General features: G+C 64.0%; 16 protein-coding genes and 1 pseudogene. 10 read left to right on the top strand and 7 right to left on the bottom strand.

What is annotated here, in order from left to right; genetic code table 11:
- Positions 1-62: 62 nt before the first annotated feature.
- The 5 genes from B2G88_RS14105 (at position 63) to B2G88_RS14085 (ending at position 4,522) form a co-directional block, all read left to right on the top strand.
- Positions 63-521 carry a response regulator gene (locus B2G88_RS14105; protein ID WP_087715366.1) on the top strand — a complete coding sequence of 153 codons (459 nt, stop codon included), beginning with the start codon at positions 63-65 and terminating at the stop codon, positions 519-521.
- A 202-nt stretch (positions 522-723) separates the two neighbouring features.
- Complete coding sequence (locus B2G88_RS14100; protein ID WP_087715120.1) at positions 724-1,695, top strand: aldo/keto reductase; 972 nt, start codon at positions 724-726, stop codon at positions 1,693-1,695.
- Between the two features lie 54 nt (positions 1,696-1,749).
- On the top strand, positions 1,750-1,983 hold the full coding sequence (locus B2G88_RS14095; RefSeq protein ID WP_054863828.1) for a type II toxin-antitoxin system HicB family antitoxin: 234 nt from the start codon (positions 1,750-1,752) through the stop codon (positions 1,981-1,983).
- Between the two features lie 85 nt (positions 1,984-2,068).
- Positions 2,069-2,956: a DUF106 domain-containing protein gene (locus B2G88_RS14090; protein ID WP_087715119.1), complete on the top strand. Its 888-nt coding sequence runs from the start codon at positions 2,069-2,071 to the stop codon at positions 2,954-2,956.
- Between the two features lie 66 nt (positions 2,957-3,022).
- Positions 3,023-4,522: a dihydrolipoyl dehydrogenase gene (locus B2G88_RS14085; RefSeq protein WP_087715118.1), complete on the top strand. Its 1,500-nt coding sequence runs from the start codon at positions 3,023-3,025 to the stop codon at positions 4,520-4,522.
- A 20-nt stretch (positions 4,523-4,542) separates the two neighbouring features.
- Here B2G88_RS14085 and B2G88_RS14080 read toward each other — a convergent pair whose 3' ends face one another.
- Positions 4,543-5,355, bottom strand: coding sequence for an aldo/keto reductase (locus B2G88_RS14080; RefSeq protein WP_054864045.1), 813 nt, complete (start codon positions 5,353-5,355; stop codon positions 4,543-4,545).
- Between the two features lie 141 nt (positions 5,356-5,496).
- On the opposite strand from B2G88_RS14080, the gene B2G88_RS14075 reads away from it, so the two are divergent.
- Entirely contained in the window at positions 5,497-5,892 is a 396-nt protein-coding gene (locus B2G88_RS14075; RefSeq protein ID WP_054864046.1) for a hypothetical protein, read from the top strand.
- 16 nt (positions 5,893-5,908) lie between these two features.
- Here B2G88_RS14075 and B2G88_RS14070 read toward each other — a convergent pair whose 3' ends face one another.
- Positions 5,909-6,706: a sulfurtransferase gene (locus tag B2G88_RS14070; protein ID WP_054864047.1), complete on the bottom strand. Its 798-nt coding sequence runs from the start codon at positions 6,704-6,706 to the stop codon at positions 5,909-5,911.
- Between the two features lie 282 nt (positions 6,707-6,988).
- On the opposite strand from B2G88_RS14070, the gene B2G88_RS14065 reads away from it, so the two are divergent.
- The 3 genes from B2G88_RS14065 to B2G88_RS14055 all read left to right on the top strand — a co-directional run bounded on the left by B2G88_RS14065 (position 6,989) and on the right by B2G88_RS14055 (position 8,845).
- Positions 6,989-7,846, top strand: coding sequence for a sulfurtransferase (locus tag B2G88_RS14065; protein ID WP_054864048.1), 858 nt, complete (start codon positions 6,989-6,991; stop codon positions 7,844-7,846).
- 87 nt (positions 7,847-7,933) lie between these two features.
- Positions 7,934-8,143 carry a hypothetical protein gene (locus B2G88_RS14060; protein ID WP_054864049.1) on the top strand — a complete coding sequence of 70 codons (210 nt, stop codon included), beginning with the start codon at positions 7,934-7,936 and terminating at the stop codon, positions 8,141-8,143.
- A 66-nt stretch (positions 8,144-8,209) separates the two neighbouring features.
- A complete protein-coding gene (locus tag B2G88_RS14055; RefSeq protein ID WP_087715117.1) occupies positions 8,210-8,845 on the top strand; it encodes a rubrerythrin family protein in 636 nt (211 codons plus the stop codon).
- Here B2G88_RS14055 and B2G88_RS14050 read toward each other — a convergent pair whose 3' ends face one another.
- The 4 genes and pseudogenes from B2G88_RS14050 to thiE all read right to left on the bottom strand — a co-directional run bounded on the left by B2G88_RS14050 (position 8,846) and on the right by thiE (position 11,196).
- Positions 8,846-9,277: a universal stress protein gene (locus tag B2G88_RS14050; RefSeq protein ID WP_054864050.1), complete on the bottom strand. Its 432-nt coding sequence runs from the start codon at positions 9,275-9,277 to the stop codon at positions 8,846-8,848.
- Between the two features lie 78 nt (positions 9,278-9,355).
- Positions 9,356-9,627, bottom strand: a pseudogene (locus B2G88_RS14045) (DUF7553 family protein).
- A gap of 65 nt (positions 9,628-9,692) precedes the next feature.
- Positions 9,693-10,535: a hydroxyethylthiazole kinase gene (gene thiM / locus B2G88_RS14040; RefSeq protein WP_087715116.1), complete on the bottom strand. Its 843-nt coding sequence runs from the start codon at positions 10,533-10,535 to the stop codon at positions 9,693-9,695.
- Complete coding sequence (gene thiE, locus B2G88_RS14035; RefSeq protein ID WP_087715115.1) at positions 10,528-11,196, bottom strand: thiamine phosphate synthase; 669 nt, start codon at positions 11,194-11,196, stop codon at positions 10,528-10,530. The genes thiM and thiE overlap by 8 nt, the downstream gene beginning before the upstream one ends.
- Before the next feature lie 123 nt (positions 11,197-11,319).
- Here thiE and B2G88_RS14030 point away from each other — a divergent pair, with 123 nt between their 5' ends.
- Entirely contained in the window at positions 11,320-11,829 is a 510-nt protein-coding gene (locus B2G88_RS14030) for a cupredoxin domain-containing protein (protein ID WP_054864051.1), read from the top strand.
- Between the two features lie 3 nt (positions 11,830-11,832).
- On the opposite strand, the gene B2G88_RS14025 is transcribed toward B2G88_RS14030, so the two are convergent.
- Positions 11,833-12,246 carry a universal stress protein gene (locus B2G88_RS14025; RefSeq protein ID WP_087715114.1) on the bottom strand — a complete coding sequence of 138 codons (414 nt, stop codon included), beginning with the start codon at positions 12,244-12,246 and terminating at the stop codon, positions 11,833-11,835.
- Positions 12,247-12,314 lie beyond the last annotated feature (68 nt).

Raw genomic sequence — 12,314 nt, 5'->3', positions numbered from 1 at the left:
GGTGTGAACTGATCAATCCACCTGACCGCAACTTTTTATTCACCTACGAAAAAGAGGGTGCAATGGTCTCTGACGTTGAACACGGGGATGAGCTCGTGACTATTCTTCTTGTCGAACCAAGCCCCGGCGATACGCGACTCTTTACGGAATCGTTCAAAGACGCAAAGCTCACAAATCAGCTATACACCGTCTCCGATGCTGACGACGCTCTAGATTTTATTAATCAGCGCGGCGAGTATGCGACCGATCCGAAGCCGGATCTCATCCTGCTCGAGCCGAATGTGCCCGGAACGAACGGGACAGACGTCATCACCGAACTGAATGATGAGCCAGCACTAGCTGACATTCCGGTGGTCATCCTCACGAGTTCGGCGGCCGGAGAAGACATCATCAAATCGCATGGCATCGATGCGGATCATTACGTTCAAAAACCAGTCGAGCCGGAAGATTACATCGGGTTCGTACAGGAAATTGAAGGGTTTTGGATGGCGATCATCCAAGAGGACCCAGTCGGTAACTGACAGATCCGGACACCAGTCTGTGACTCGTTTCGGTAATATAGTAGCCACTGCAAGTCAGTGCACACCCAATCGCACGACAGCGATTCGATTGGGTGTACACAGTTTCAGTTGTTACTATACCCCCATCAGTGGCGACGAGCGGCTTCTGGGAACACCAGCGGTATATGTTCGACCGGCGTGACCATACGTGAGAGACACACCCATGGAATACACCACACTCGGCTCGACGGGCATGCAGGTCAGTAAGATCTGTCTCGGCTGTATGAGCTTCGGCAGCGGCGAATCGTGGATGTTAGACCGCAAGGAGAGTCGCGAACTCATCGAGCGCGCCATCGACCTCGGGATCAACTTCTTCGATACCGCGAATATGTACTCGAGTGGCGAGTCAGAGGAAATTTTAGGCGACGTACTCGCCGATTACGACCGCGACGAGCAGGTCGTCGCGACGAAAGTCCGGTTCCCATCCGACAGCGACCACCCGAACGCCGCAGGCCTCTCGAGAAAGACCATCGAACAGGAACTCGAGGCCTCGCTCGACCGATTGGGTATGGACACAATCGACCTCTATCAGACCCATCGCGTCGATCCGAACACGCCGCCGGAAACCACCCTTCGCGCACTGGATGATGCCGTCCGCCGCGGGAAAGTCAGACACGTCGGGACGAGTTCGATGTACGCCCACGACCTCGCAGAGCGACTGCGCACGAGCGAGCGCGAGGGCCTCGCGTCTTTCGAGACGATGCAGAATCACTACCACCTCGCCTACCGCGAGGAAGAGCGCGACATGCTGCCGATGTGCGATAAAAACGACATCGCCGTCATCCCATGGGGGCCACTCGGCCAGGGCTACCTGACCCGTCCCGTCGACGACCTCGAGTCCACCACGCGTGGCGACCCCGAGAATCGCCACAACCCGGCCCCGGAGTACGACCGCGGCGGCGGACGCGAGATCAACGCCCGCATTCAGGAACTGGCAGCCGACAAGGGCGTCACGATGGCCCAGATCGCCCTCGCCTGGCAGTTCCAGAACGAGTACGTCGACGCGCCAATCGTTGGCACCTCGAGCATCGAGCATCTCGAGGACGCCGTCGAAGCCCTCGAGATCGACCTCTCCGACTCGGACGTGGAGTATCTCGAGGAGCCGTACGAGCCACAGCCGGTAATCGGAATCTAAGCCTAGTCCCACGCTGTCGATGCGTATTTCACCCGCGCGACCCGAGAGCGGAGTATGAGTTCCGACGGAGACGAGACCGAGACAGTCGACCCCGACGAGTACGACGAACTCGTGGACGCAGACGTCGAAACGTGGGTGGACGAAAACGGCCTCCACATCGCCGAAGACGAGATCACGGGCGTCTCGAGTCAGGGACCGGACGAGCGAACGGCCGTCGAAAACCTCGCGGCCGCGGTCGACACCCACCGGGAAGCGGACGAGGATACGACGGGCGACGACTGGTTATAGGACACGACTGTCGGGATCGGTGGGGCTGTTTCACAGCGAGTAACCGCGAGTAACGGCTACTGTTGCCGGCATCATTTCGTCCGGCATGACAGCCGCTGGAACAGCAGTTGCAACCGACGACGACGGTGCGGCGGCCCTGGCGGTCGTCCTCCGGACCGCCGAAGAAGGTGATGGCACCATCGCCTGGGACGATGTCAGCGCCGAAATCGAACGCAGGCACTGGGGTGCAATGCTCGAGCAGGGCGTCCTCGTTCCGGCAGCAAGCGACGGCGACGGTGATCGGTTCGTCTTCGCGAATCCGACCGCGGTCGCCGAGACGCTCGAGGAACGCGAGTTCGTTCCACCCGAACCGAAGGGGTGGTCCCGCGCGGATGTCGTCGCCGCCGTCGGCGCGTTCGCACTGCTTGCGAGTTACTGGATCGGCGCTACTCGAGCAGCGCTGGGAGCCGCGCTGGATCTCGCGCTCGGGCCGCTTGCGACGCTCCTCCCGTTCCCGGGGCTTGTTCTCCTGTGTGCGGCCGCGACGACCATCACTGCAGTGATCGTCCGCCACCGAATCGACTCGCCCGATATGGGCGGGCTGCGCCACCGGAGTCGCGAACTGCAAGCGCGGCTCGCCGCCGCTCGAGCGCGAGGTGACGAGACGACAGCGACCCGGCTCACGTCACAGCGCCAAGCCCTGCTGGAGCGCCAGGCGCTCCTGCTGACCGATCACCTCAGAATCCTCGCGTGGACGATGCTCATGACCGTTCCCGTCATCATCTATCTCTCGTGGCTGGTCACCTCGCCAGCCCGCGCGACCGCGCCGCTGGTGACGGTCGCCCCGATTCTCGGCGACATCGTCTGGACCGCCCGCGTCGTCGGCCCCGTCCAGGCGTGGCTCGCCTGGTACGCGCTCTGTTCGCTCGCCTCGAGTCTCGTCGCCCGGGGCGTTGCTCGAGCGATTCCGGACCAATTCGCCACGAGCGCGTAGCCGGCGGCCGACGCGGCTGGCATCGCAGGTCTCGGTTTTACCCCGCAGACGGTAGACGCAGTTCGCATGACCACCACGGCGTACGATGTCGTCGTCATCGGCGGCGGCTCGGGCAGTCAGGTAGCGACCGCAGCGGCCGAGCAGGGCCTCAAGGCGGCCGTCATCGAACCCGGCCCCCTCGGCGGGGCCTGTATCACTCGCGGCTGTATCCCCTCGAAGGCGCTCATCCACCGTGCGGACGTGGCCGAGACGGTTCGACGCGCGGGCGAGTTCGGGATCGACGCCGACCTCGAGTCGGTCGACTACGGCGCGTTCACCGACACGATTCACGACACCGTCTACGAGAAGGCCGAGCGACAGGCCCGGAGCCTTGAGGACAACGCGCACGTCACGCTCTATCGCGGCGAGGGGAGATTTGCCGACGACCACACGATCAGGGTCGAACCGGGCGACGACCGCGACGCGGTCGCAGTCGACGGTACCGAACGCGACGACGGGGTCGAGGGGCTCGAGATCGAGAGCGAAACAATCGTCCTCGCGGTCGGAGGCCGACCCGTGGTACCGCCAATCGACGGGCTCGAGACCGTGGATTTCCTCACGAGCGACGACGCACTCTTTCTTTCCGCCCAGCCCGACTCGCTCGTCATCGTCGGCGGGGGCTACATCGGGGTCGAACTCGGCTACGTCTTCGGCGCGCTCGGCACCGAGGTCTCGCTAATCGGGCGCAGCGAGCACCTCGTCCCGCGAGAGGACGACGAGATCAGCGCCGTCGTAACCGACTCGCTCGAGCGCTACTGCGACGTCTACACCGGCTACGAGGCCAGCGCAGTCGAGTCGGGCGAGGGCGGCGGCGTGGTCGTCACCGCGGAGCCGACCAACAAAGAGAGCGATGACGGCGGTGACGAACCCGCAAGCGTCGATCTCGAGGCGGATGATCTCTTGCTCGCAACTGGCCGCCAGCCGAACACCGACACGCTCGCCCTCGAGAACACGGGCATCGAAACGGACGAGTCGGGCCACGTCGAGACGGATACCCGACTCGAGACGGCTGTCGAGGACGTCTGGGCGCTGGGCGATATCGTCGGCGAGGAGCCGTACAAACACGCGGCAGACTACGAGACGAGAATCGTCTCGGCGAACGTCCTCGATGCTGCAGAGACAGAAGTCGACTACAGGGCGATGCCCCACGCAATTTTCACGTCGCCACAGGTCGCGAGCGTCGGGAAAACGGAAGGGGAACTCGAGGACGATAGTCGGGAATACGAGTCAGCGACGGTCCCGTTCACCGCCGCGCCGCTGGGGCTGATCCGCGGGGCGGACGACGGAATCGTGAAAGTCCTCGCTGGCCCGGACGGCGAGATTCTGGGCTGCCATATCGCCGGCCCCGACGCCTCGACGCTGATTCAGGAGGTCGTCGTCGCGATGGACAGCGGGTCGGGAACCGTCGACGACGTGGCGGACCCCGTCCACGTCCACCCCGCGCTGTCGGAGGTGGTTCACGCGGCGTTCGACGAACTGTCCGCGCGGCCGTATTCGACCGCGCCGGACTGGCGAGACGTGGCGTAATCGACCGATGCAGTCCCAGTCTACCAGTTCCAGGGACCGTGACCGGCGTCGATCACGCGATGCCGGCGGTCGATTGAATTGATTCGCTCGAGATCGTCGTCGTCCAACTCGAGGTCGGCCGCAGCGAGATTCTGTTGCATGTGTTCGCGGCTGCTGGCTTTCGGAATCGCGGCGACGTTGTCGTGACTGAGTAGCCAGGCGAGCGACACCTGCGCTGGCGTCGCGTCGTGTTTGTCGGCGACGTCCTGAATTTCGGGCACGTCGAACACCTCGCCTTTCGCCAGCGGCGAGTAGGCAACGAGCCAGTGGTCGTGTTCCTGCGCGTAGGCCACCAGTTCCTCCTGCGGGAGCAGCGGATGCATCTCGACCTGATGGGCGAACAGCGGGGCCTCGAGCACCTCGCGAGCCTCGTCGAGGAGTTCGGGTGTGAAATTCGAGAGCCCGATGCGGCGCGTTTTGCCCGCCTCGTAGGCGTCGTTGTAGTGTGGAAGCACCGTCTCGTGGTCGTAGATTCCCGACGGCCAGTGGACGTACAGCAAGTCGACGGCGTCGACCCCGAGGCGCTCGAGGCAGCCGTCGATGGCGTCCGGTACGTCCGCGGGCTCTGCCGGCACGTTGTGGTGAACGGTCTTCGTCGAGAGGAAGATGTCGTTGCGGTCGACCGCACTCGAGCGGAGTCCCTCGCCGACGTACTGCTCGTTTTCGTACACCTGCGCGGTGTCGACGTGGCGATAGCCGACCTCGAGGGCGGTCTGGACGTTGTCGGCCCACTGCTCGCGGTTGTCGTCAGAGTACGTGCCGAGTCCGATCCGTGGGAACGAGTCGCGTGGCATTGGGTCGGCGTTTGCGAGGCGGGCGGTTTACTCTTCGGATCGCGGAACTATGGGGATGAGCGCTCGAGCGTCGCAGTGTCAGAATATGAAACTGCTGCAACCAGTCACAAAGCACTTGTTTGATTACTTGAACGATAGGGTATGCAATCAGGGTCTCGTTCGTCAACAGGAACCGCAACGAGTCACTCGAGGAAACGATCACCGCCAGCGTCAGGCGAGACGGACCGCCCGCTTGGCGTCACGATCATCTGTGCGCTCGGCATTCTCGGCTTTCTCTTGGCGTTCGGTCCAATTCTCCAGTTACTCGGAATGGGCGGCGGCGCTGCTACCCTCGCGCTCTTTTTGTTCGGACTCAACATTGCTCACCTGCTCGTCATCATCGGGTTGTTGCAGATGAGCGCAACTGCGCTGACGTGGGCGTACGTGTTCTACGGGATCGGGCTACTCCTCGATCTCGTCATGGTGGATGTAATCGGCGCACTCATTTCGGGGATCATCCTCTTCTACCTCGTCTCTGTCTCGCATAAATTCACGTAACACTGGTACCGTCCAGTCACTCGCTCGAGCCCGTCACCACCTCACCGTCGTTTGCCAGCCACTCCGTCAAACTGCCCTCGTAGAAGGCGACGGTCTCGTAGCCGAGCGCCCGAAGCACGACGTAGGTGTGGCTGATCCGCCGGGCGGTGTTACAGTAGAGGACGATCTCGCGGTCGGGCGTAATGGCGTGCTCGGCGAGCAGGGCCTCGAGTTCGTCCGCGGGCTTCAGTCGGCGGGTTTCGTCGTCGACGACCTCGCGCCAGTCGAAGCGCACTGCACCCGGCAGGTGGGCCTCCTCGAACTCATCTTGTTCGCGCGTATCGACGAAGACGGCGTCGCGCTCGAGGGCGTTCTCGACCGCCTCGAGGCCGACGAGCGGGCTGTCGTCGCGCTCGAGCGGATCGGCTTCGTAGCCGGTCGACTGCACATCAGGCACGTCGCTCGTCGTTTCGTGGTCGCGGTTCCAGGCGCTGAAGTCGCCGTCGAGCAGGCGAACGTCGTCGTGGCCGTACTCGAGGGCGGTGAGCACGAACCGGGCGGCGAAGACGCCGTGGGTGTCGTCGTAGGCAACGACGGTGTCCTCGGGGCTGATCCCGGCGTCGGAGAGCAGGTCGGCGAAGGCGTCGGCTCCCGGCAGCGTGCCCCGATCCACGTCGGTTTCGTCACGATAGCTGTCGAACGGGACGTTGACAGCGCCGGGCACGTGCCCGATGCCGTCGTACTCCCAGGCGTCGCGAACGTCGACGACGCGAACGGCGGCGTCCTCGAGATGCGCGGCGAGCCAGTCGGGGGAGACAACGAAGGAATCGTCCATTGGCCGACGGTAGCCACTCCAGCGTTCATAACGCATCGATCACGGCACCACTCCCCTGGGTACCGAGGTTGTGGCAAGTATCTCTGGTTCTTGCTGCGGTCCCCGTTGCAAATGACGGGTCGTATGAGGGGGGCGTCTGGAATCGGCTGACGGGAGCAGGCGCTCGCCAGTCGCCGAATCGATCCCAGCCGAGATACCGGCAACTGTGTCCGCGACGGTCGACCAGCGACTGCATTAACCGCTTCGAGAGGCCCTATAACTACCGCATCCGTAGGAATAGGTATGGCAACAGACTACGCCAACGACGTGCTCGTCACGGCTGACTGGGTCGAGGACCGTCTCGAGGAGTTCCAGGATGACGACGCCGACCTTCGACTCGTCGAGGTCGACGTCGACACGGAAGCCTACGAGGAGGAACACGCACCCGGTGCAATCGGCTTCAACTGGGAGACCCAACTGCAGGACCAGACGACTCGAGACATCCTCTCGAAGGAGGACTTCGAGGACCTGCTCGGAAGCCACGGCATCAGCGAGGACTCGACGGTCGTCCTCTACGGTGACAACGCCAACTGGTTCGCCGCCTACGCCTACTGGCAGTTCAAGTACTACGGCCACGAGGACGTCTACCTGCTCGACGGCGCTCGCAGCTACTGGCTCGAGAACGACTATCCGACCACGGACGAGGTACCGGAGTTCTCAGCAGTCGAGTACGACGCCGCCGGCCCGCGCGAGAGCATCCGCGCCTACCGTGAGGACGTCGAGAACGCAATCGAGCGCGGCGTGCCACTCGTCGACGTTCGCTCGCCCGAGGAGTATAGCGGCGAGATCCTCGCGCCACCAGGACTGCAGGAAACCGCCCAGCGCGGCGGTCACATCCCCGGCGCGAAGAACATCTCGTGGGCCGCCGTCACGAACGACGACGGCACCTTCAAAACGCGCGAGGAACTCGAGGACCTCTACGGCGAGGAGGACATTGACGGGAACGAGACGACCGTCGCCTACTGCCGCATCGGCGAGCGCTCGTCGGTCGCGTGGTTCGCGCTGCACGAACTGCTCGGCTACGACGACGCCGTCAACTACGACGGCTCGTGGACCGAGTGGGGGAATCTCGTGAACGCGCCGATTGAGAAGGGCGAGTAGACGTACCCTGCGAACGACAGACGTCCTCTTTATCGCTCTCGAGTAGCCATCGGAACCCGTATCACACTCGAGTTGGATTCCCAACTAATGAGCGACACGAATCGACCGTGGCTCTCGAGTCGGAAAGCGACGAATCAGCTCCTGCTGGTACTGATCGCCGTCCTCACGACTGGCTTCGTCAGTCTCGGTGGTGACGAATTCTACAATATTCGGATCATTGCCGACCGCTTCCTTATGATCCTCTTTTTCGGGCTGTTCGTGACCGCGCTCGGGTACTTGCTGTTCACCGAACCGTAGGGGAGCCACTCGCTCGGCCAAACCTGCGACGACAGGCCTAACTCCCGCCCGCCCGAACGCCCGTCCATGACCGACGCAGACGTCTTCCTCGAGACCGTTCGCGAAACAAATCAGACCGCCCTCTCGCGACTCGGCTCCTCGAAATCGCTGTACGCCGACACCGGCGGTGACATCGACACCGAACCCGTCCTCGAGGCGACGGCGGACGCCGAATACGCCGCCTGGCAGACCTTCAGCGCGTGGGCCGACGACGAGGACACCGACGCCGCGAGCGAGGCGTTCGCGGACACCGCTGCGGAGGAGGAAGGACACTTCGAGACCGTCTGCGAGCACCTCGGAAACGAGGCGTACGAGCCCCAGTCGGTGCCCGCACTCCACGAGTACCTGCGCGGCCTCGAGTCGACCGTCGAGCGCGTCGGCGCGTTCGCGGGGCGCGTGCTCGCGAGCAAGCGCTCGAAAGAACAGGTCGTCGGCTACTTCGTCGGCGACGCCGATCCCCAGACCGCCGGCGTCTTCCGCGACTTTGGCGACGATTTAGACGCCCAACTCGAGCGCGTCGACGACCTGCTCGAGGATGTCTGTGCAAGCGACGACGACTGGGAGCGCGCCGAAGACGCCGCGACGGGTGCAATCGAGGCCGCCTACGGCGAGTACGTCGAGAATCTCGAGGCGATGGGCGCGAATCCGAAGCCAGTCTGTTGATTACTTGATGATCGTTACCGGCACCGTCGCCTTGTCGACGACCGTTTTCGCGACGCTGCCGACGACCTGTTCGCGTTCCTCCGAGAGGCCGCGGTGACCGACGAAGATTGCGCGCGCCTCGGTCGCTGCCGCGTGGTCCGTGATCGCGTCGGCAGGCCGGCCGGCGAGCAGTTCCGTCGTGACCTCGAGGTCTGCGCCGGGGCCGACGACGGTGTCGGCCGCGATGGTTTTTGCCTGTTGGACCGTCCGCTCGCCGTATTCGACGGCCTCGTCTTCGCCGGGCAGGACGAGCGTCCCGTCGACGAGTTCCGTCTCGGGCGTCAGCACGTGGACGATCTCGAGTGGCTCATCCCAGGCGCGTGCGGCCCGTGCGGCGTGTTCGACTGCGGTATCACTCACTTCCGAGCCATCGGTTGCGACGAGGATGGTCATACGAGTGTATAGAACGTCAATGCGTATAGCACTCACACCTGTTCCTACAGGGTGAGAAGAGTCGGTATCCAAGAGCGATCAGACGCCGGAGACGGTCTCCCGAAACGACCGAATCGACTCGAGTGCGTCCTCGACGGACGCAGCAACGTCACCGCCTTCCTCGTCGGCGATCTCCGTCAAGATGTGCTCGTGTCGGGCGAGCGTGCCGTGGTCGGGGCCGCGGTCGGCCGTCGCGTGGTCGGCGAGCTGGCTCGACTGCGTCCGGAGGCGATCCCGTGTCTCCTCGTCTGTGGCTGATCGGCCGCGTGTTGGAGCGTCTCGGCGGCGTCCTCGAGCTTCTCTCGTGCCATGCGGTATCGTTCAGCAGTCGCGAATAAAACGATTTCAGTCGGCAATCGGAAATTCCGGCGCTCCGTCACTCGATGAACTCGAGTCGCCCCTCGAGATCGACCGACTCGAGGTCGCCCGCGGACAGGGCAGCAACCGTATCGTGGAACGCAGTCCGATAGCTCGCCGGTCCCGCATAGTCGGTCTCTGCCGCGCGCTCGCCTGCGATTCCGAACGCGAGCGTCCCGTAGACGGCGGCAGCCGCGTCGTCCTCGAGTGCACCGCGGAAGGCAGCGATGGTACCGCCGAGCATACAGCCGGTGCCGACGACCGTCGAGAGCATCTCGTCCCCTGCTGTGATGCGGACGACAGTGTCGCCCGTCGCGACGACATCCTCGACGCCGCTGGCGACGACGACCGAGCCGGTCGATTCGGCGAGCGAGCGGGCCGTCTCCTCGATATTGTCGTACTCGCCGACGGATTCGACGCCTTTGACCTCGGCTTCGACGCCCGCGAGCGCGCTGATCTCGCCGTAGTTGCCCTTGATGATCGCGAAGTTAGTGTCCTCGAGTAAGTCCTCGGCGACGGCCTGACGCGTCGGCGTCGAGCCAACGCCGACCGGATCCAGCACAATCGGTACGCCGCTCTCGGCGGCCGATTCGGCCGCGTCGTGCATGGCGTCGACGCGTCGCTCCGGCACCTGCCCCGTATTGAACAACACGGCGTCCGCGATGGACGCCATCTCGCCCGCGTCGCCGTCCGAGTCGGCCATCACCGGCAGCGCGTCCCAGTGCAGAATCAGGTTCGCCACGTCGTTCATCGTCACCTCGTTGGTGATCGAATGTACGAGCGGGCCGCCCGACTCGAGCGTCTCGAGCGCCTCCGCGAGGTCGTCGCCGGTCAGACTCGACGGGTCGAAGTCACTACTCATTGGTCGGCCCTCCGTTCTCGAGCGGCGTGGCGGTTTCGACGGCACGCGCAAGCGCTTCGGTGGCGGCTTGGGGATCGTCCGCGGCGGTGATTTCGGAGATGACGGCGACGCCAGTCGCGCCCGCTTCGGCGACCGGTCCTGCGTTCTCCGCGGTAATGCCGCCGATGCCGACGACCGGTATGTCAACCGCGTCGACGATCTCGGCGACGCGATCCGGGCCGACGCCGTCTTTGTACCGACTCACGTCCTTCGAGGTGGTGCCGTAGATCGTCCCGACGCCGAGGTAGTCCGCGCTATCGGCTTCGGCCTGCTCGGCTTCCGCCACGGTGCCCGTCGAGCAGCCGATGATCGCATCCGGTCCGAGCAAGTCACGGGCAACCGCGACCGGCAGGTCCGACTGGCCCACGTGGACGCCGTCGGCGTCGATGGCCTGGGCGATATCCACCCGGTCGTTGACGAGCAGGTCGACGCCCGCCGCGGCCGTCAACTCGCGCAGTTCGAGGCCGAGTTCGTAGCGCTCGAGCGCGTCAGTTTCCTTTTCGCGCAGTTGCACGGCGTCGACGCCGCCGGAAATCGCGCGCTCGACGATTTCGGCCGTTGAACGCCCAGCCGAGATCGACGCCTGCGTGACGAGATAGGTCTGCCAGTGCGGGAAATTCACGGCCGATATTCGGCGGTGATCACACTAAGCGACTTCGGTCGATGCTCGAAAACCGCTCGCTCGAGGCGACAGTCAAAGCGTCCTGAACGGTCGTTTATGCGTGCTCGCGGCCTAAAGCGCTCAATGGGGACAAACGGAATCGGCCGGCGAGCGTTCCTCGCCGGCATCGGAGCGACGACCGCAGTCGCGGTCACAGCGGGCTGTCTCGGAGACGACGCGGACAGCACCGCAGACGACCCCGTCGTCGACATCGCCGAGACGACCGAGGGCGACACCGACCCCGAAGCCTGGGCGGACGTCTCGAGCATCCGCTTCGACGGCTACGTCGGCGGCTGGGTCGGGCGCGACCCCGCCCCAATCGAGCTGGTCGAGAACCCGACGCTGGTGCTGCTCGAGGGACGTGAGTACGACCTCACCTGGGAGAATCAGGACGGCATGCACCACAATATCGCCTTCTGGGACGCTGATCGGGAGGTCGTCGACAACTACACGACCGACGGCACCGATGTCGAAGGCGAACGCGAAACGCTGACGTTCGAGGCGACGGCCGAGATGGCGACCTACCGCTGTGAGTACCAACAGGAGGGTCAACGTGGGGATGTAACCGTCCTCAAGTCGGCCGCCCTCGAGTGAGTCTCACCGGATGACGGTCACCGAAACGGGTGCCCGACGCACCACGCCTTCGGCGACGTTCCCGAGGAGGACGCGCGAGACGCCTTCTCGACCGTGACTGCCGACGAGAATGTGATCGATATCGTGCTCCTCGGCGTAGGCGACGATCTCTCGAGCGGGGTCACCGCTTGTGACTTCCGTCCGGAAATCGACGCCGTTGGTGCTGAGATCACCGACATCAGCATGCAACTCCTCGGTGACTTCCTCGCGTCGGTTGCCGATCATCTCTTGGACCGCCTGCATGCTCAGTTTCGTAAAGCTGTCTGCGACCTCGATGACCCGTAGAAGGACGATCTCCTCGTCAGGGTACTCGTCGAACGCGCGTCGAACTGCTTTCTGTGCGGGCTCTGAGCCGTCGTACGCGACGAGAATTGCCATACAGCAGATTGGTCTGCGACGAAGATAAATCCGGGTACTCCGAACTTTTCAACTGGGTTTTCGCTCGC

The organism is Natronolimnobius baerhuensis, assembly GCF_002177135.1.
Taxonomy (GTDB): Archaea; Halobacteriota; Halobacteria; order Halobacteriales; family Natrialbaceae; genus Natronolimnobius; species Natronolimnobius baerhuensis.
This window is presented reverse-complemented; position numbering and strand designations above follow the sequence as displayed.

Excerpts from the sequence above, each read along its gene's own strand:
- B2G88_RS14105 (WP_087715366.1), top strand. The coding sequence starts at position 63 with ATGGTCTCTGACGTTGAACACGGGGATGAGCTCGTGACTATTCTTCTT.
- B2G88_RS14100 (WP_087715120.1), top strand. The coding sequence starts at position 724 with ATGGAATACACCACACTCGGCTCGACGGGCATGCAGGTCAGTAAGATC.
- B2G88_RS14095 (WP_054863828.1), top strand. The coding sequence starts at position 1,750 with ATGAGTTCCGACGGAGACGAGACCGAGACAGTCGACCCCGACGAGTAC.
- B2G88_RS14090 (WP_087715119.1), top strand. The coding sequence starts at position 2,069 with ATGACAGCCGCTGGAACAGCAGTTGCAACCGACGACGACGGTGCGGCG.
- B2G88_RS14085 (WP_087715118.1), top strand. The coding sequence starts at position 3,023 with ATGACCACCACGGCGTACGATGTCGTCGTCATCGGCGGCGGCTCGGGC.
- B2G88_RS14080 (WP_054864045.1), bottom strand. The coding sequence starts at position 5,355 with ATGCCACGCGACTCGTTCCCACGGATCGGACTCGGCACGTACTCTGAC.
- B2G88_RS14075 (WP_054864046.1), top strand. The coding sequence starts at position 5,497 with ATGCAATCAGGGTCTCGTTCGTCAACAGGAACCGCAACGAGTCACTCG.
- B2G88_RS14070 (WP_054864047.1), bottom strand. The coding sequence starts at position 6,706 with ATGGACGATTCCTTCGTTGTCTCCCCCGACTGGCTCGCCGCGCATCTC.
- B2G88_RS14065 (WP_054864048.1), top strand. The coding sequence starts at position 6,989 with ATGGCAACAGACTACGCCAACGACGTGCTCGTCACGGCTGACTGGGTC.
- B2G88_RS14060 (WP_054864049.1), top strand. The coding sequence starts at position 7,934 with ATGAGCGACACGAATCGACCGTGGCTCTCGAGTCGGAAAGCGACGAAT.
- B2G88_RS14055 (WP_087715117.1), top strand. The coding sequence starts at position 8,210 with ATGACCGACGCAGACGTCTTCCTCGAGACCGTTCGCGAAACAAATCAG.
- B2G88_RS14050 (WP_054864050.1), bottom strand. The coding sequence starts at position 9,277 with ATGACCATCCTCGTCGCAACCGATGGCTCGGAAGTGAGTGATACCGCA.
- thiM (WP_087715116.1), bottom strand. The coding sequence starts at position 10,535 with ATGAGTAGTGACTTCGACCCGTCGAGTCTGACCGGCGACGACCTCGCG.
- B2G88_RS14030 (WP_054864051.1), top strand. The coding sequence starts at position 11,320 with ATGGGGACAAACGGAATCGGCCGGCGAGCGTTCCTCGCCGGCATCGGA.
- B2G88_RS14025 (WP_087715114.1), bottom strand. The coding sequence starts at position 12,246 with ATGGCAATTCTCGTCGCGTACGACGGCTCAGAGCCCGCACAGAAAGCA.